Source organism: Streptomyces sp. V4I23 (genome assembly GCF_030817975.1).
In the GTDB taxonomy this organism is placed as follows: domain Bacteria; phylum Actinomycetota; class Actinomycetes; order Streptomycetales; family Streptomycetaceae; genus Streptomyces.
This window is the reverse complement of record NZ_JAUSZW010000004.1, coordinates 6,518,344-6,535,645: the sequence shown is the minus strand read 5'-3', so window position 1 is coordinate 6,535,645 and position 17,302 is coordinate 6,518,344. Positions and strand designations below refer to the sequence as shown.

16 protein-coding genes are annotated in these 17,302 nt (G+C 71.4%); 1 reads left to right on the top strand and 15 read right to left on the bottom strand.

Features of this window, described 5'->3' with window-relative positions; all coding sequences use genetic code 11:
- Nucleotides 1-273: 273 nt before the first annotated feature.
- The 8 genes from pyrF to pyrR form a co-directional block, all read right to left on the bottom strand.
- Nucleotides 274-1,122: an orotidine-5'-phosphate decarboxylase gene (pyrF, locus tag QFZ82_RS32055; protein ID WP_307716452.1), complete on the bottom strand. Its 849-nt coding sequence runs from the start codon at nucleotides 1,120-1,122 to the stop codon at nucleotides 274-276.
- Nucleotides 1,119-2,228 carry a quinone-dependent dihydroorotate dehydrogenase gene (locus QFZ82_RS32050; protein WP_307716451.1) on the bottom strand — a complete coding sequence of 370 codons (1,110 nt, stop codon included), beginning with the start codon at nucleotides 2,226-2,228 and terminating at the stop codon, nucleotides 1,119-1,121. The genes pyrF and QFZ82_RS32050 overlap by 4 nt, the downstream gene beginning before the upstream one ends.
- 58 nt (nucleotides 2,229-2,286) lie before the next feature.
- Nucleotides 2,287-5,595, bottom strand: a complete 3,309-nt coding sequence (gene carB / locus QFZ82_RS32045) for a carbamoyl-phosphate synthase large subunit (RefSeq protein WP_307716450.1) — start codon at nucleotides 5,593-5,595, stop codon at nucleotides 2,287-2,289.
- Nucleotides 5,588-6,724, bottom strand: a complete 1,137-nt coding sequence (gene carA, locus QFZ82_RS32040; RefSeq protein ID WP_307716449.1) for a glutamine-hydrolyzing carbamoyl-phosphate synthase small subunit — start codon at nucleotides 6,722-6,724, stop codon at nucleotides 5,588-5,590. The genes carB and carA overlap by 8 nt, the downstream gene beginning before the upstream one ends.
- Nucleotides 6,721-7,266, bottom strand: a complete 546-nt coding sequence (locus QFZ82_RS32035; RefSeq protein ID WP_307717909.1) for a hypothetical protein — start codon at nucleotides 7,264-7,266, stop codon at nucleotides 6,721-6,723. The genes carA and QFZ82_RS32035 overlap by 4 nt, the downstream gene beginning before the upstream one ends.
- Before the next feature lie 17 nt (nucleotides 7,267-7,283).
- Nucleotides 7,284-8,570 (bottom strand): dihydroorotase, encoded by a 1,287-nt coding sequence (locus QFZ82_RS32030; protein WP_307716448.1) that lies wholly within the window; start codon nucleotides 8,568-8,570, stop codon nucleotides 7,284-7,286.
- A gap of 4 nt (nucleotides 8,571-8,574) precedes the next feature.
- The gene (locus QFZ82_RS32025) at nucleotides 8,575-9,552 is read right to left on the bottom strand and encodes an aspartate carbamoyltransferase catalytic subunit (protein WP_307716447.1); all 978 of its coding nucleotides are present in this window, start codon (nucleotides 9,550-9,552) and stop codon (nucleotides 8,575-8,577) included.
- An 89-nt stretch (nucleotides 9,553-9,641) separates the two neighbouring features.
- On the bottom strand, nucleotides 9,642-10,217 hold the full coding sequence (gene pyrR, locus QFZ82_RS32020; RefSeq protein ID WP_307716446.1) for a bifunctional pyr operon transcriptional regulator/uracil phosphoribosyltransferase PyrR: 576 nt from the start codon (nucleotides 10,215-10,217) through the stop codon (nucleotides 9,642-9,644).
- A 231-nt stretch (nucleotides 10,218-10,448) separates the two neighbouring features.
- Here pyrR and bldD point away from each other — a divergent pair, with 231 nt between their 5' ends.
- Entirely contained in the window at nucleotides 10,449-10,949 is a 501-nt protein-coding gene (bldD, locus tag QFZ82_RS32015; protein ID WP_005319862.1) for a transcriptional regulator BldD, read from the top strand.
- A gap of 461 nt (nucleotides 10,950-11,410) precedes the next feature.
- On the opposite strand, the gene nusB is transcribed toward bldD, so the two are convergent.
- The 7 genes from nusB to QFZ82_RS31980 all read right to left on the bottom strand — a co-directional run bounded on the left by nusB (nucleotide 11,411) and on the right by QFZ82_RS31980 (nucleotide 17,287).
- Nucleotides 11,411-11,839 carry a transcription antitermination factor NusB gene (gene nusB / locus QFZ82_RS32010; protein WP_177153302.1) on the bottom strand — a complete coding sequence of 143 codons (429 nt, stop codon included), beginning with the start codon at nucleotides 11,837-11,839 and terminating at the stop codon, nucleotides 11,411-11,413.
- 2 nt (nucleotides 11,840-11,841) lie between these two features.
- A complete protein-coding gene (gene efp / locus QFZ82_RS32005) occupies nucleotides 11,842-12,408 on the bottom strand; it encodes an elongation factor P (RefSeq protein ID WP_177153303.1) in 567 nt (188 codons plus the stop codon).
- Nucleotides 12,409-12,467: 59 nt separating this feature from the next.
- Nucleotides 12,468-13,574 carry an aminopeptidase P family protein gene (locus QFZ82_RS32000; protein ID WP_307716445.1) on the bottom strand — a complete coding sequence of 369 codons (1,107 nt, stop codon included), beginning with the start codon at nucleotides 13,572-13,574 and terminating at the stop codon, nucleotides 12,468-12,470.
- A gap of 633 nt (nucleotides 13,575-14,207) precedes the next feature.
- Nucleotides 14,208-15,056 carry a Pro-rich N-terminal domain-containing protein gene (locus QFZ82_RS31995; protein ID WP_307716444.1) on the bottom strand — a complete coding sequence of 283 codons (849 nt, stop codon included), beginning with the start codon at nucleotides 15,054-15,056 and terminating at the stop codon, nucleotides 14,208-14,210.
- 136 nt (nucleotides 15,057-15,192) lie between these two features.
- Nucleotides 15,193-15,633 carry a type II 3-dehydroquinate dehydratase gene (gene aroQ, locus QFZ82_RS31990; RefSeq protein ID WP_177153193.1) on the bottom strand — a complete coding sequence of 147 codons (441 nt, stop codon included), beginning with the start codon at nucleotides 15,631-15,633 and terminating at the stop codon, nucleotides 15,193-15,195.
- Nucleotides 15,630-16,724 (bottom strand): 3-dehydroquinate synthase, encoded by a 1,095-nt coding sequence (gene aroB, locus QFZ82_RS31985; RefSeq protein WP_307716443.1) that lies wholly within the window; start codon nucleotides 16,722-16,724, stop codon nucleotides 15,630-15,632. Before aroB ends, aroQ begins: the two co-directional genes overlap by 4 nt.
- The gene (locus QFZ82_RS31980) at nucleotides 16,721-17,287 is read right to left on the bottom strand and encodes a shikimate kinase (protein ID WP_307717908.1); all 567 of its coding nucleotides are present in this window, start codon (nucleotides 17,285-17,287) and stop codon (nucleotides 16,721-16,723) included. The genes aroB and QFZ82_RS31980 overlap by 4 nt, the downstream gene beginning before the upstream one ends.
- Nucleotides 17,288-17,302: the final 15 nt, after the last annotated feature.

The window sequence follows — 17,302 nt, the reverse complement described above, 5'->3', positions numbered from 1 at the left end:
CACACCAGGCGAGCAACGAGCAACGCAGGACCCTTTGCGGGACGCCGCCTGCACGTTCGCTCTTGGACGGAGACTAGCGGCCATCACCGCTCCAGTCAGCGAGAACAGACGAAAAGTCCTGGTCAGCATCGACCGACCAGGACATTTCCGACATAACGACCAGCTTTTCGGCCGAGAAGTCCTGCATGGATGCGCACCCTTGGGTTCTCGGTGGTCACGCAGCGCGTGCGACCGGTACCCGAGAGCGCACGCGCACGCTCCTGACGTCCCGGGTCAGACCCCGGCCGACGCCACCGCCTCGCGCACCTCGTCCGTGAACCGCTCGGCGGCGGCCCGCAGCGCGGCCGCATCCGGGCCGTGCCTGAGCACACCGCGGCTGACGCTCGGCACGACGTTGCCGACGGCCGCGCCGAAGACGCCGGGGAGGTCCGCCGGGGTCGCCCCCTGGGCGCCGATGCCCGGAGCCAGCAGCGGGCCGTTGATGTCGAGGTCCACGCCGGCGTCGCCGAGCGTCGCGCCGACGACGGCGCCGACGGAGCCGAGCGGCTCGGCGCCCTCGTTCTCGGCGGCCATGTGCTGCAGCATCAGCTGCGCCAGGGACGCGCCGTTCGCCGCCGTGGAGCGCTGCACCTCAGCGCCCTCCGGGTTGGAGGTCAGCGCCAGGACGAAGACGCCGCAGCCGCTCAGCACGGCCTGGTCGAGCGCGGGCCGCAGCGAACCGAAGCCGAGGTACGGGGACACCGTGACGGCGTCCGAGAACAGCGGCGAGCCCTTGCGCAGGAACGTCTCCGCGTACGCGCCCATGGTCGAGCCGATGTCGCCGCGCTTCGCGTCCATCAGGACCAGCGCGCCGGCGGCCCGTGCCTCCTCGACGGCCTTCTCCAGGACGGCGATGCCGCGCGAGCCGAAGCGCTCGAAGAACGCGGACTGCGGCTTCAGGACGGCGACCCGGTCGGCGAGCGCCTCGACCGTGGTGCGGGTGAACCGCTCCAGACCGGCGACGTCGTCGTTCAGGCCCCAGGCGGTCAGCAGCGAGGCGTGCGGGTCGATGCCGACGCACAGCGGACCTCGGGTGTCCATGGCGTGGCGCAGGCGGGTGCCGAAGGGCTCCAGAGGACTCATGCGGTGACCTTTCGCGTCTCGGCGCCGACGGCATCGGCGAGGGTGGCGTACGGGCTGGCCGCGAGGCGGGCGGCGAGGCCCTTGTGGATCGCGCGGGCGTAGAACGGGCCCTCGTAGACGAAGGCGCTGTAGCCCTGGACGAGGGTGGCGCCGGCGAGGATGCGCTGCCAGGCGTCCTCGGCGTTCTCGATGCCGCCGACGCCGACCAGGGTGATGCGGTCCCCGACGCGGGCGTACAGGCGGCGCAGGACCTCCAGGGAGCGCGCCTTGACCGGGGCGCCGGACAGGCCGCCGGTCTCCCTGATCAGCTCGGGCGAGGACGTCAGGCCCAGGCCCTCGCGGGCGATGGTGGTGTTGGTGGCGATGATGCCGTCGAGGCCCAGCTCGACCGCGAGGTCCGCCACGGCGTCGAGGTCCTCGTCCGCCAGGTCGGGGGCGATCTTGACCAGGAGCGGGACGCGGCGGTCGGTGACCGTGCGGTCCGCCGCCTCGCGCACGGCGGTGAGCAGCGGGCGCAGCGACTCGGTGGCCTGGAGATTGCGCAGGCCGGGGGTGTTGGGCGAGGAGACGTTGACGACCAGGTAGTCGGCGTGGGCGGCCAGGCGCTCGGTCGACTGCACGTAGTCGGCGGCGGCCTCGGCCTCCGGGACGACCTTGGTCTTGCCGATGTTGACGCCGACGACGGTCCTGAAGACCGGCACCCGGGTGCGCAGCCGTTCGGCGACCGCGGCCGAGCCCTCGTTGTTGAAGCCCATGCGGTTGATCAGGGCGCGGTCCGGGACCAGCCGGAAGAGCCGCTTCCTGGGGTTGCCGGGCTGGGCCTCCCCCGTGACCGTGCCGATCTCGACATGGTCGAAGCCCAGCATGGCCATGCCGTCGATGGCGACGGCGTTCTTGTCGAAGCCGGCCGCGAGGCCGAACGGGCCGTGCATGCGCAGTCCGAGGGCCTCGGTGCGCAGCTCCTTGTGGCGGGGGGCGAGCACCGCGGCGACGAAGGTGCGCAGGACGGGGACGCGGGCCGCGAGGCGGATCCACCGGAAGGCCAGGTAGTGGGCCTCCTCCGGGTCCATGCGCTTGAAGACGAGGTGGAAGAAGAACTTGTACATGGGAAGTGGTGTCCTCATGAGGAGGGGGACACCGTTTCCGGTGTCCCCCTCATGGCTGCTAGTCGCGGGCCGCGGTCAGGTGTTCCGCGTGTTCCTGGAGCGATCGGACGCCCACGCCGCCGTGGTTGAGGGCGTCGATGCCCTGGACCGCCGCGGCGAGCGCCTGGACCGTCGTGAGGCACGGTACGGAGCGGGCCACCGCCGCCGTACGGATGTCGTAGCCGTCGAGCCGGCCGCCGGTGCCGTACGGGGTGTTGACGATGAGGTCGACCTCGCCGTCGTGGATGAGCTGGACGATGGTCCGCTCGCCGTCCGGACCCGGGCCCTCGGACTGCTTGCGCACGACGGTGGCGTTGATGCCGTTGCGCTTGAGCACCTCGGCCGTGCCGGACGTGGCGAGCAGCTCGAAGCCGTGCGCGACCAGCTCGCGCGCCGGGAAGATCATCGAGCGCTTGTCGCGGTTGGCGACGGAGACGAAGGCGCGTCCCTTGGTGGGCAGCGGTCCGTAGGCGGCGGCCTGCGACTTGGCGTACGCCGTGCCGAAGACCGAGTCGATGCCCATGACCTCGCCGGTGGAGCGCATCTCCGGGCCGAGGATGGTGTCCACGCCGCGGCCGTGCACGTCGCGGAAGCGCGACCAGGGCATGACGGCCTCCTTGACGGAGATCGGCGCGTCCAGCGGCAGGGTGCCGCCGTCGCCGTTCTTCGGCAGCAGGCCTTCCTCGCGCAGCTCGGCGATGGTCGCGCCGAGCGAAATGCGCGCGGCGGCCTTGGCGAGCGGGACCGCGGTCGCCTTCGAGGTGAAGGGGACGGTCCGGGAGGCGCGCGGGTTGGCCTCGAGGACGTACAGGATGTCGCCGGCCATGGCGAACTGGATGTTGATCAGGCCGCGGACGCCGACGCCCTTCGCGATCGCCTCGGTGGAGGCGCGCAGGCGCTTGATGTCGAAGCCGCCGAGGGTGATCGGGGGCAGGGCGCAGGCCGAGTCGCCGGAGTGGATGCCGGCCTCCTCGATGTGCTCCATGACGCCGCCGAGGTAGAGCTCATGGCCGTCGTAGAGCGCGTCGACGTCGATCTCGATCGCGTCGTCGAGGAAGCGGTCGACGAGCACGGGGCGGGTCGGGGAGATCTCGGTGGACTCGGCGATGTACGCCTCAAGCCGCGCCTCGTCGTAGACGATCTCCATGCCCCGGCCGCCGAGCACGTACGACGGGCGGACCAGGACCGGGTAGCCGATCTCGTCGGCGATGGCCTTGGCGCCGGCGAAGGTGGTGGCCGTGCCGTGCTTGGGCGCGGGCAGACCGGCCTCGGCGAGGACCTGGCCGAAGGCGCCGCGGTCCTCGGCGGCGTGGATGGCCTCCGGGGAGGTGCCGACGACCGGGACGCCGTTGTCCTTCAGCGCCTGGGCGAGACCCAGCGGGGTCTGGCCGCCGAGCTGGACGACGACGCCGGCGATGGGACCGGCGAGCGACTCGGCGTGGACGATCTCCAGCACGTCCTCGAGCGTGAGGGGCTCGAAGTACAGGCGGTCGGAGGTGTCGTAGTCCGTGGAGACGGTCTCCGGGTTGCAGTTGACCATCACGGTCTCGTACCCGGCGTCGTGCAGCGCGAAGGAGGCGTGGACGCAGGAGTAGTCGAACTCGATGCCCTGGCCGATGCGGTTGGGGCCGGAGCCGAGGATGATCACGGCGGGCCGGGTGCGCGGCGCGACCTCGGACTCCTCGTCGTAGGACGAGTAGAAGTACGGGGTCCGGGCGGCGAACTCCGCGGCGCAGGTGTCGACCGTCTTGTAGACCGGGCGGATGCCGAGCGCGTGCCGCACCTCGCGCACCACGTCCTCGCGCAGGCCGCGGATCTCGGCGATCTGGGCGTCGGAGAAGCCGTGTCGCTTGGCCTCGGCGAGCAGCCCGGGGTAGAGCTTCTCGGCGGCGGCGAGCTCGTCGGCGTACTCCTTGATCAGGAACAGCTGGTCGACGAACCAGGGGTCGATCTTCGTCGCCTCGAAGACCTCCTCGGGCGTGGCGCCCGCGCGGATGGCCTGCATGACGGTGTTGATCCGGCCGTCGGTCGGGCGCACGGCCTCGCGCAGCAGCTCGTCCTTGTTCCCGGGCTCGCCGGTGAAGGAGAACTGGCTGCCCTTCTTCTCCAGGGAGCGCAGGGCCTTCTGGAGCGCCTCGGTGAAGTTCCGGCCGATGGCCATGGCCTCGCCGACCGACTTCATGGTGGTGGTGAGGGTGGCGTCGGCGGACGGGAACTTCTCGAAGGCGAACCGCGGGGCCTTGACCACGACGTAGTCGAGGGTCGGCTCGAAGGAGGCCGGCGTCTTCTCCGTGATGTCGTTCGGGATCTCGTCCAGCGTGTAGCCGACGGCGAGCTTCGCGGCGATCTTGGCGATCGGGAAGCCGGTGGCCTTGGACGCGAGCGCGGAGGACCGGGAGACACGCGGGTTCATCTCGATGACGATGATCCGGCCGTCGTCGGGGTTGACGGCGAACTGGATGTTGCAGCCGCCGGTGTCCACGCCGACCTCGCGGATGATCGCGATGCCGATGTCGCGCAGGCGCTGGTACTCGCGGTCGGTGAGGGTCATCGCCGGGGCGACGGTGATGGAGTCACCGGTGTGGACGCCCATCGGGTCGAAGTTCTCGATGGAGCAGACGACCACGACGTTGTCGTTCTTGTCGCGCATCAGCTCCAGCTCGTACTCCTTCCAGCCGAGGATGGACTCCTCCAGGAGCACCTCGGTGGTCGGGGAGAGCGTGAGGCCCTGACCGGCGATGCGGCGCAGCTCGTCCTCGTCGTGCGCGAAGCCGGAGCCGGCGCCGCCCATGGTGAAGGAGGGGCGGACGACGACGGGGTAACCGCCGAGCGTCTCGACGCCCCCCAGGACGTCGTCCATCGAGTGGCAGATGACCGAGCGGGCGGACTCGCCGTGGCCGATCTTGCGCCGGACCTCCTCGACGACCTCCTTGAACAGGTCGCGGTCCTCGCCCTTGTTGATGGCCTCGACATTGGCGCCGATCAGCTCGACGCCGTACTTCTCCAGCACACCCTGCTCGTGCATGGAGATGGCGGTGTTGAGCGCCGTCTGGCCGCCGAGGGTGGGCAGCAGCGCGTCGGGGCGCTCCTTGGCGATGATCTTCTCGACGAACTCGGGGGTGATCGGCTCGACGTAGGTGGCGTCGGCGATCTCCGGGTCGGTCATGATCGTGGCCGGGTTGGAGTTGACCAGGATGACGCGCAGGCCCTCGGACTTGAGGACGCGGCAGGCCTGGGTGCCGGAGTAGTCGAACTCGGCGGCCTGGCCGATGACGATCGGGCCGGAGCCGATGACCAGGACGGACTGGATATCGGTGCGCTTAGGCACGCTCGGCCTCCATCAGGGATACGAAGCGGTCGAAGAGGTACGCGGCGTCGTGCGGGCCGGCGGCCGCCTCGGGGTGGTACTGGACGCTGAAGGCCGGCTGGTCGAGCAGCTGGAGGCCCTCCACCACGTTGTCGTTCAGGCAGACGTGGGAGACCTCGGCGCGGCCGTAGGGAGTGTCGGAGACCTTGTCGAGGGGCGCCTCGACGGCGAATCCGTGGTTGTGCGCGGTGACCTCGACCTTGCCGGTCGTGCGGTCCTGCACGGGCTGGTTGATGCCGCGGTGGCCGTACTTCAGCTTGTACGTGCCGAAGCCGAGCGCGCGGCCGAGCAGCTGGTTGCCGAAGCAGATGCCGAACAGCGGCGTCCTGCGCTCCAGCACCGCCTTGATGACGGTCAGGTCGGCGGTGGCGGGGTCGCCGGGGCCGTTGGAGAGGAACACGCCGTCGGGATTCACCGCGTAGACGTCGTCGGCGGTGGCGGTCGCGGGCAGGACGTGCACCTCGATGCCGCGCTCGGCCATGCGGTGCGGGGTCATGCCCTTGATGCCGAGGTCGAGGGCGGCGACGGTGAACTTCTTCTCGCCGATGGCCGGGACGACGTACGCCTCGGTGGTGGCGACCTCGGAGGAGAGGTCGGCGCCCTTCATCTCGGGGGCCTGCTGGACCCGGGCGAGCAGGGTGGCGTCGTCGGCCAGCGCCTCGCCGGAGAAGATGCCGACGCGCATGGCGCCGCGCTCGCGCAGGTGGCGGGTGAGCGCGCGGGTGTCGATGCCGCTGATGCCGACGATGCCCTGGGCGGTCAGCTGCTCGTCGAGGGAGCGGCGCGAGCGCCAGTTGGACGGGATGCGGGCGGGGTCACGGACGACGTAGCCGGCGACCCAGATCTGCTTCGACTCGTCGTCCTCGTCGTTGACGCCGGTGTTGCCGACGTGCGGCGCGGTCATGACCACGACCTGGCGGTGGTACGAGGGGTCCGTCAGGGTCTCCTGGTAGCCCGTCATGCCGGTGTTGAACACCGCCTCGCCGAAGGTCTCCCCCACGGCCCCGTAGGCACGGCCGCGGAAGGTGCGGCCGTCCTCCAGGACGAGTACGGCGGGAGCCTTGGCGGCTCCCCTGGTGGAGGTCGTCATCGTGCGGTGCCTTCCGTTGTCTTGATCATGGTGTTGAGGGTGTCGGCCCAGGTGCTCTGCTCGGCCGCGTGGTCGGAGCGGAAGCCGGAGTCGATGAGCTTGCCGCCGTGTGCCCAGGTGACGATCAGCAGACCGCCCTCGGCGAGGACTTTGCCCGCGATGCCCTTGTCGAGCCGGGCCTCGCGCAGTGCCTCCCTCGGTACGAAGAAGTCCTGCGCCCCGGGCCGTACGACATCCAGTCCGGCGTCCGTGAGCGTGAGCTCGACCCGGCTGCGCACGCCCAGGCCGTGGGCGACGATCCGGTCGAGCCACTGGCCGGCGGTCGTGGATCCGTGGTAGCGGCCGCTCATCGTCAGTTTCGCCTCGCCGGGCTGCTCCGGCACGGCCGGGAGCTCGGGGAGATCGGACTGGAGGCTGCCGCGCCATTTCCAGCCCTGGCGCATCAGCCAGTAGACGAAGGCGATGAAGAGCAGCAGTCCGGCGACCCAGCCGAGGCGGGCCGCCCAGTCGGTCACCTCCGCGGACTTCTGCTCCGCCGCCATGGTGATGAGTGCAGGTGTCACGCCAGCTTCCCGTCCACGACCGTCGCACGGCCCCGCAGGAAGGTGTGGGTCACGCGTCCCGGCAGCTCACGACCCTCGTAGGGGGTGTTGCGGCTGCGGGAGGCGAAGCCCGCGGGGTCCACGACTCCACGGTATGCCGGATCGACCAGCGTGAGGTTCGCGGGCTCACCTGCCGAGACGGGCCGGCCGTGCCCGGCCGCCCGTCCGATGCGCGCGGGCGCGTACGACATGCGGTCGGCGACGCCGGCCCAGTCGAGCAGCCCGGTCTCGACCATCGTCTGCTGGACCACGGACAGGGCGGTCTCCAGACCGACCATGCCCATGGCGGCCGCGGCCCACTCGCAGTCCTTGTCCTCGTGCGGGTGCGGGGCGTGGTCGGTGGCGACGATGTCGATCGTGCCGTCCGCCAGCGCGTCGCGCAGCGCCATGACGTCGCGCTCGGTGCGCAGCGGCGGGTTGACCTTGTAGACCGGGTTGTAGGAGCGCACGAGCTCGTCGGTCAGGAGCAGGTGGTGCGGGGTGACCTCGGCGGTGACGTCGATGCCGCGGGACTTGGCCCAGCGGACGATCTCGACCGAGCCGGCGGTCGACAGGTGGCAGATGTGCACGCGGGAGCCGACGTGCTCGGCGAGGAGCACGTCGCGGGCGATGATCGACTCCTCGGCGACGGCGGGCCAGCCGCCGAGGCCGAGCTCGGCGGAGACGATGCCCTCGTTCATCTGGGCGCCCTCGGTGAGCCGCGGCTCCTGGGCATGCTGGGCGACGACGCCGCCGAACGCCTTCACGTACTCCAGCGCGCGGCGCATGATCACGGCGTCGTCGACGCACTTGCCGTCGTCGGAGAAGACGGTGACGCCGGCCGCGGACTCGTGCATCGCGCCGAGCTCGGCGAGCTTCTTGCCCTCCAGACCGACGGTGACGGCGCCGATGGGCTGCACGTCGCAGTAGCCCGACTCCTTGCCGAGCCGGTAGACCTGCTCGACGACGCCGGCGGTGTCGGCGACCGGGAAGGTGTTGGCCATGGCGAACACTGCGGTGTAGCCGCCGCTCGCGGCGGCGCGGGTGCCGGTGAGGACGGTCTCGGAGTCCTCGCGGCCGGGCTCGCGCAGGTGGGTGTGCAGGTCTACGAGGCCCGGCAGCAGGATCTGCCCGCCGGCCTCGATCACCTGGGCGCCCTCGTCGGACAGCCCGGTGCCGATCTGCGCGATGGTGGCGCCGTCGATCAGTACGTCCTGGACCTCGCCGCCGAGTACCTTCGCACCGCGGATCAGGGTCTTGCTCATCGTCTTACTTCTCCTCGGTACGGGGGTTGGGGGCGTCGGATTCGTTGCCGCCGAGCAGCAGGTAGAGGACGGCCATCCGGATGGAGACGCCGTTGGCGACCTGCTCGATCACCGTGCAGCGGTCGGAGTCGGCGACCTCGGCGGTGATCTCCATGCCGCGGACCATCGGCCCGGGGTGCATCACGATGGCGTGCTCGGGCATCTTGGCCATGCGGTCGCCGTCCAGGCCGTAGCGGCGGGAGTACTCGCGCTCGGTCGGGAAGAAGGCGGCGTTCATGCGCTCGCGCTGGACGCGCAGCATCATCACGGCGTCGGACTTGGGCAGGGTGCTGTCCAGGTCGTACGAGATCTCGCAGGGCCAGGTCCCGACGCCGACGGGCACGAGGGTGGGTGGCGCGACGAGCGTGACATGGGCGCCGAGGGTGTGCAGCAGGTCGACGTTGGAGCGGGCGACCCGGCTGTGCAGGACGTCTCCGACGATCGTGATCCGCTTCCCGGCCAGGTCCTGGCCCAGCCCGGCGTCCCTGCCGACGAGTCGGCGGCGCATGGTGAAGGCGTCGAGCAGGGCCTGGGTGGGGTGCTGGTGGGTGCCGTCACCGGCGTTGATGACGGGCGCGTCGATCCAGCCGGAGTTGGCGAGGCGGTAGGGGGCGCCGGAGGCGCTGTGCCGTATGACGACGGCGTCGACGCCCATGGCCTCCAGGGTCTGGGCGGTGTCCTTGAGGGACTCGCCCTTGGACACGCTCGACCCCTTGGCGGCGAAGTTGATGACGTCGGCGGACAGGCGCTTCTCGGCGGCCTCGAAGGAGATCCGGGTGCGGGTCGAGTCCTCGAAGAAGAGGTTGCACACCGTGCGGCCGCGCAGTGCGGGGAGCTTCTTGATCGGCCGGTCGGCGACCCGGGCCATCTCCTCCGCGGTGTCGAGGATGAGGACGGCGTCGTCGCGGGTGAGGTCGGCGGCCGAGATGAGGTGGCGCATCATCTGGGTGTTTCTCCAGGTCTGTGGAGGTTCGTAAGACATGCGGGCGCGCAGCAGCGCACGCCGTACGAGGGGTGGGTCGTACGGAGGTGCTACCGCTCGCCGGCCGCGGCGGTCTCCCGCAGGCCGAGCAGCACGGTGTCGCGACCGTCCTCCTCGGCGAGCTGGACCTTGACCGTCTCGCGCAGCGACGTGGGGAGGTTCTTGCCGACGTAGTCGGCGCGGATGGGCAGCTCACGGTGGCCGCGGTCGACGAGGACCGCGAGCTGCACGGCGCGCGGGCGCCCGAGGTCGCCGAGGGCGTCGAGCGCGGCGCGGATGGTGCGGCCGGAGAAGAGCACGTCGTCGACGAGGACGACGAGGCGGCCGTCGATGCCGTCACCCGGGATCTCCGTGCGGGCCAGCGCACGGGCGGGCTTCAGCCGCAGATCGTCGCGGTACATGGTGATGTCGAGGGAGCCGACCGGCACTTTCCGGCCGGTGATGCCTTCGAGCTTGTCGGCGAGCCGGCGGGCGAGGAAGACGCCGCGGGTCGGGATGCCGAGGAGCACCACGTCGTCGGCGCCCTTGGCGCGTTCGACGATCTCGTGGGCGATGCGGGTCAGTACCCGCGCTATGTCGGGAGCCTCGAGAACGGGGCGGGCCGCATCGGAGTTCTGCGTGTCCATATGAAACGGACCTCCTTCTCCGCCTCACGGGACGGTTCTTAAAGGACGTCGGAATTGCGCCGTCCACGTTACCAGTGCTTGATAGGTGTACTGATCCGGGTAGGCCCGGCCCGTGGCCGAAACCGGTCCGGATCATTCGGCTTGACTCAGCCAAGTCACGCTGCGTAACCTCACAGTGAGTTACCAGTCGCGCGGCGGAGCCGCACGTTGTCACAGCGTCCGGGGAGCTATATGTCCAGCGAATACGCAAAACAGCTCGGGGCCAAGCTCCGCGCCATCCGCACCCAGCAGGGACTGTCCCTCCACGGCGTGGAAGAGAAGTCCCAGGGCCGCTGGAAGGCCGTCGTGGTCGGCTCGTACGAGCGCGGCGACCGTGCCGTGACCGTGCAGCGCCTTGCCGAGCTCGCGGACTTCTACGGCGTCCCGGTGCAGGAGCTGCTCCCGGGCACGACGCCGGGCGGGGCCGCCGAGCCGCCGCCGAAGCTCGTCCTGGACCTGGAGCGCCTGGCCCACGTCCCGCAGGAGAAGGCGGGCCCGCTGCAGCGCTACGCGGCGACGATCCAGTCGCAGCGCGGCGACTACAACGGCAAGGTGCTCTCGATCCGCCAGGACGACCTGCGCACGCTGGCCGTGATCTACGACCAGTCGCCCTCGGTCCTGACCGAACAGCTGATCAGCTGGGGCGTGCTGGACGCGGACGCGCGTCGTGCGGTCGCGCACGAAGAGAGCTGACCTCACTTTTTGAAAAAACGTCACGTCGTAGGGCGGGACCGGCTCCGACCGGCCCGCCCTTCGTCGTACGGGGCGCGCCCGGCCGACGAGGTGGCGAGCGGGGTGGGCGGGGTGGGCGGCCCTGGCCGCGGCTCAGTGGGCGGCGCCGGCCGTCCTTGCCAGCCGCGCCCCGGACCGCCTCCGGCCAGTGCGGAGACGCCGACCGTCGCGCCCGACAGCGGCCCTGGCCCGGGCGGGGCCGTACCTCGCGGACGGCCGGCAGGCCGGAGGCCGCGGCGGCTCGGCGGGGCCTGCGCTCGCCTCACGAACCTTCGCACGGAATCCTCACAGCGCCGACCCTTGGCGGAATCCTTTCGGTGCGCCGGCGGGGCGCAGGGTGCTCGGCGTGGCCGGAAAGCACCGGGCCCGGGGCAGAAGACGGTCGTCTTCTGCCCCGGGCCCGGTGAAGCCGGCCGCGCGGCTCAGTCGCGGCGGAGGCTCGGCTTGAGGTCCTTGAAGCGGCCCAGCAGGCCGTTCACGAACGACGGCGACTCGTCGGTGGAGAACTCCTTGGCGAGCTGCACTGCCTCGTCGATCACCACCGCGTCGGGCGTCTCGTCCATCCACACCAGCTCGAACGCCCCGAGCCGCAGGATGTTGCGGTCGACGACCGGCATCCGGTCCAGCGTCCAGCCGACCGCGTACGTGGCGATGAGCTCGTCGATGCGGTCCGCGTGCTCCGCGTAACCCTCGACGAGGTCCATGGTGTACTCGGCGACCGGCGGCTGACGGTCGTCCGAACGGGCGTGCCGGACCCAGTCCGCGAGGACCGTCTGCACGGACGCCCCGCGCTGGTCGGCCTCGAAGAGGATCTGGAAGGCCCGCTTGCGGGCCTTGTTACGGGCAGCCACGGTTAGCTGTTCACCCGGCCGAGGTAGTCGCCCGAACGGGTGTCGACCTTGATCTTCTCACCGGTGGTGATGAACAGCGGGACCTGGATCTCGTAGCCGGTCTCCAGGGTGGCGGGCTTGGAGCCACCGGTGGAGCGGTCGCCCTGCACGCCAGGCTCGGTGTGCTGGATGGTGAGCTCGACGGCGGCCGGGAGCTCGACGTAGAGCACCTCGCCCTCGTGCTGCGCGACGCTGGCCGTAAAGCCCTCGATGAGGAAGTTCGCCGCGTCACCGACCTGCTTGCGGTCGATCATCAGCTGGTCGTAGGTCTGCATGTCCATGAAGACGAAGTACTCGCCGTCCATGTACGAGAACTGCATGTCGCGGCGGTCGACGGTGGCCGTCTCGACCTTCACGCCTGCGTTGAAGGTCTTGTCGACGACCTTGCCGGAGAGCACGTTCTTGAGCTTGGTGCGCACGAAGGCCGGGCCCTTGCCGGGCTTGACGTGCTGGAACTCGACGACGGACCAGAGCTGGCCTCCGTCGAGCTTGAGCACCATGCCGTTCTTGAGGTCGTTCGTGGAAGCCACGGTTGCGGAATCTCCTGGACTGACGCTGGTGGACGACCCAGTGGCTGCGGAGGCGCGCACTAGAGCGCGAGCAGCTCCTTGGTCGTGATGGTGAGTAGCTCGGGGCCGCCGTCCGCCTCCTGGCGCACGACGAGCGTGTCATCGATCCGGACGCCGCCCCGGCCCGGGAGGTGGACCCCCGGTTCGACGGTGACCGGCACGCAAGCGTCCAGTTTACCCATGGCCGCAGGAGCGAGCTGCGGGTCCTCACCGATTTCGAGCCCGACGCCGTGCCCCGTGCGAGGGGCGAGGTCGTCGCCGTGGCCCGCGGCGTCGAGGATCTGGCGTGCCGCGTGATCCACTTCGCGGTAGGCCGCGCCCGGCAGCAGTGCCTCGCGGCCTGCGCGCTGAGCGGCGAACACGAGCTCGTAGAGCTCGACCTGCCAGTCCGCGGGAGTCGTGCCGATCACGAAGGTGCGGCCGATCTCGCAGCGGTAGCCGCGGTAGTTCGCGCCGAGACAGATGGACAGGAAGTCGCCCTCCTCGACACGGCGGTCGCTGGGGCGGTGGCCGGGCCGCCCGGAGTTCGGGCCGGTGGCCACGGACGTGGGGAAGGCGGGGCCGTCGGCGCCGTGATCGACGAGACGGCGCTCCAGTTCGAGGGCGAGATGCCGTTCGGTGCGGCCGACGAGGATGGACTCGAGGAGTTCCCCGACGGCCTGGTCGGTGATCTCGGCGGCGATGCGCAGACAGGCGATCTCGTCCTCGTCCTTCACGATGCGCTGCTGCTCGACGGCGAGACCGAGGTCGGTGATGCGCAGGCGCGGTGCGACGGACTGCACGGCCCGGTACCGGGCGACGGTCAGGTGGTGCTCCTCCACGGCCAGCGCGTCCGCCGAGGAACCGCCCGCCAGCTCGGCGGCGGCGACGGCCGGGTCACCGGCGGAGGTGGGGAGCACGGTCAGCCGCAGCTCCTCGTCGGGCCGCCCGTCGATGGGGTCGCCGGTGGGGGTGCGGGGGCACAGCAGGGCGTCCTCGTCGGGGCCGAGCAGCAGCACGGCGCCGGACGGGGCGGTGCCCGCGAGATAGCGGACGTTGGCGGGTCGGGAGATCAGGACCGCTGCGCTGCCGGCGGCTGCGCACCGGTCGCGCAGCCGACCGCGTCGGGCGCCAAAGACCTCGGACATTCTCCGAGCGTACGAGCCCGATGGCGGACCGGCCTGGTGACGCGGCCGAGCGGGGGTCCTTCCGGGCGCGGGGGCCGCGGGCACCGCCGCTGCGCGGGGCGCTTCCCCCACCCCGCCCCTTCCCGAAACCGGGGCTCCGCCCCAGACCCCGTGCCCCTACAGCCTGGCGGCCGCAACTTCAGCCCGGCGGGCGTTTCAAGGCGGCGGTCCCTCCGGCCTGGCGGCCGCGGACACAGCCGCTGCACGGGGCGCTTCCCCCACCCCGCCCCTTCCCGAAACCGGGGCTCCGCCCCAGACCCCGTGCCCCTACAGCCTGGCGGCCGCAACTTCAGCCCGGCGGGCGTTTCAAGGCGGCGGTCCCTCCGGCCTGGCGGCCGCGGACACAGCCGCTGCACGGGGCGCCTCCCCACCCCGCCCCTTCCCGAAACCGGGGCTCCCGACGGCCTGGCGGCCATGGGCGGTCCCGCTGCGCAGGGCACCATCCAGCCCCGCCGGCGATGGAGGCGCGGGGTTCGAGGCAGAGCCCCGACGGGGGCGTAGCTCGGGCAGGAGCGCAACCCGCCGAGCCTCAAGCCCGCGAGCGCGCCGAACCAAGCCCCGACAGGGCGCGGGCAGGGGCGGAGCCCGAGGGGGCTACCAGGTCGGGGGGCTGGCGATCGCGCGGGCCAGGACGTCGTCCAGTACGCGGGACGTCGTTTCCACGTCGTACTTCGAGTTGTCGATGATCGGCAGGCCCGAGCCGTACCAGCCCGCCATCCGGCCGTGGATGCCCGCGACCTCCTCGTCCGAGAGACGGCGGTTGCCCGTGCGCTCCGCGTTCCGTTCGAGGACGATCTCCAGGCCCGGCAGCAGCACCACCGGCAGAAGGCCGGGGCCCACATGGCGCTTCCAGCCGCCGAGGCCCACGACCGGGCGGTCGGGGAAGACCGCGTCGTCGAGGATGCAGGAGATCCCGTTGGCCAGGAAATTGCGCGCGGCGAAGCCGCAGGTGCGGCGGGCGAGGCGGTACTGAGCCTCGGAGTTGTCGTTCCAGCCGTCCTGGGGGTCGGCGAACCCGGAGCAGACCCACTCGCGGACGTCGTCGAGGCTGATGTGCGCCGTGGGCACACGGCGGTGCCTCGCCCAGTGGCGGGCCACCGTCGTCTTGCCCGCGCCGGCGGGGCCGATCAGCAGCACGGCGAGCATGGCCGTCCCCGTGCCGATGTCCGCCGGAGGCGGGTCGGGTATCGGAACGGGCTGCCCTGGCGGCAGTTGGACGTGGCCCGTCGTCTCACGGGACGGCGGCGCGGACGGGTGCTGCGGCGCGGCGGGCCACCCCGGCTGCGCGGGGCCGGACATCGGAGGAGGCGGGGGCGGTGGAGGCGGCGGCCCGCCGGGAGGGCCGGGAACCGGACCCGGGTGGTGGGCGCTGGGTGTCCATGCGGCCGGACCCTGCCCCGGGCGGTGGTGAGGCGGCAGCGGAGCCCCCACTGCGTGCTGCATCCGGTGCCACTCCGTCTCGTGCGACTGACGCTGATCCACCGAACGGTACCCTCCCGGAGCCGTTCGGATGTGCGACCGCCCCCGGCCGCTGTCGCCACAACGGCCGGGGGCGGCGAGAAGTGCCCGGGTCCCGGCGTCAGCCGTCCAGTTCGTCGGCCAGCGCGCGCAGCGCGAGCCGGTAGGAGCCGATGCCGAAGCCCGCGATGGTGCCGCTGGCGACCGAGGCGACCACGGACGTGTGCCGGAAGGCCTCGCGGGTGTACGGGTTGGAGATGTGCACCTCGATCAGCGGCGCGGTCCGCTGGGCCGCCGCGTCACGCATCCCGTACGAATAGTGCGTGAAGGCGCCGGGGTTGAGAACGACCGGAATCGATCCGTCGGCCGCCTCGTGGAGCCAGCGGATCATCTCGCCCTCGTCGTTGGTCTCCCGGACCTCGACGTCGAGACCGAGTTCCTTGCCGAGCGCCTGACACGTCTCCACGAGCCCGGCGTACGACGTCGCGCCGTACACGTCCGGCTCGCGGGAGCCCAGGCGGCCGAGATTGGGGCCGTTGAGCACCAGCGTCCGGCGGCTCATGCGGAGACCTCCCCGTACGCGGCGAGCAGCACCGCCGGGTCGGGGCCCTCGAGGACCGTCGGCTTGCCGAGGCCGTCGAGAACGATGAAACGCAGCAGGTTGCCGCGGGACTTCTTGTCGACCTTCATGGTCTCCAGCAGCTTGGGCCACTGGTCGCCGCGGTAGGTCAGCGGGAGCCCGACGGACTCGAGGACGGCGCGGTGCCGGTCGGCGGTGGCGTCGTCCAGCCGCCCGGCGAGGCGGCCCAGTTCGGCGGCGAAGACCATGCCGACCGACACGGCCGCGCCGTGGCGCCACTTGTAGCGCTCGTTCTTCTCGATCGCGTGGGCGAGCGTGTGGCCGTAGTTGAGGATCTCGCGCAGGCCGGATTCCTTGAGGTCGGACGAGACGACGTCCGCCTTGACCTGGATGGAGCGGACGATCAGCTCGTGCGTGTGCGGGCCCTCCGGCGTCCGCGCGCCCTCGGGGTCGGCCTCGATGAGGTCGAGGATCACCGGGTCGGCGATGAAACCGGCCTTGATGATCTCGGCCATGCCGCTCACGTAGTCGTTGACCGGCAGCGAGTCGAGCGCGGCCAGGTCGCAGAGCACGCCCGCCGGCGGGTGGAAGGCGCCGACGAGGTTCTTGCCCTCGGCGGTGTTGATGCCGGTCTTGCCGCCGACGGCCGCGTCCACCATGGCGAGCACGGTCGTGGGCACGGCGATCCAGCGCACGCCGCGCAGCCAGCTGGCCGCGACGAACCCCGCGAGGTCGGTCGTGGCACCGCCGCCGACGCCGACGATCACGTCGGTGCGGGTGAAGCCGGTCTGTCCGAGCGCCTTCCAGCAGTAGGCGGCGACCTCGGCGGTCTTGGCCTCCTCCGCGTTGGGCACCTGGATGGCGACGGCCTCGTAGCCCTGGTCGGCGAGGTCCGCGCGCAGTGCCTCACCGGTCTCGGCGAGCGCCTCGGGGTGGATGACGGCCACGCGCTGTGCCTTGGGCCCGATCAGCCCGCCCAGCTCGCCGAGGAGCTGCCGGCCGACCAGCACCTCGTACGGGTCGGTGCCGGCCGTGCCGCCGACCTGGATACGCGTCACTGCCTGGTCAGTCACTTCTTCTCCTGCCGGGGGTCCGGGGGTTGTCCCCCGGAAGATGCAGTCTCCTGCCGGGGGTCCGGGGTGTCGTCACCCGGAATTACCGTCTTCAGCTCCAGTGCGTCGAGGACCGCGCGGGCGACCTCGTCAGGTGTGCGGTCGTCCGTCGCGACGACAACGCGGGCCACTTCGGTGTACAAGTGGCGGCGTTCGTCCATGAGTTCGCGCCAGCGGCGCCGCGGGTTGACGGCGAGCAGCGGACGGGCGGTGTTGAGCCCGACGCGCCGCACCGCTTCGTCGACGTCCATCGACAGATAGGCGACGGGCAGTCCGGCCAGCAGCTCCCGGGTGCCCTCGTCGAGGATCGCGCCGCCGCCGAGGGAGAGGACGCCGGTGTGCTCGGCGAGCGCGGCGCGGACGGCCGCGCTCTCCAGCTCCCGGAAGTACGCCTCCCCCTCGTCGACGAAGATGTCCGCGATCTCCCGGCCCTGCGCGGCCACGATGTCGGCGTCGGTGTCCCGGAACTCGACATCGAGGAGCCCGGCCAGCAGCTCACCGACCGTGGACTTGCCCGAGCCCATCGGCCCGACGAGGAC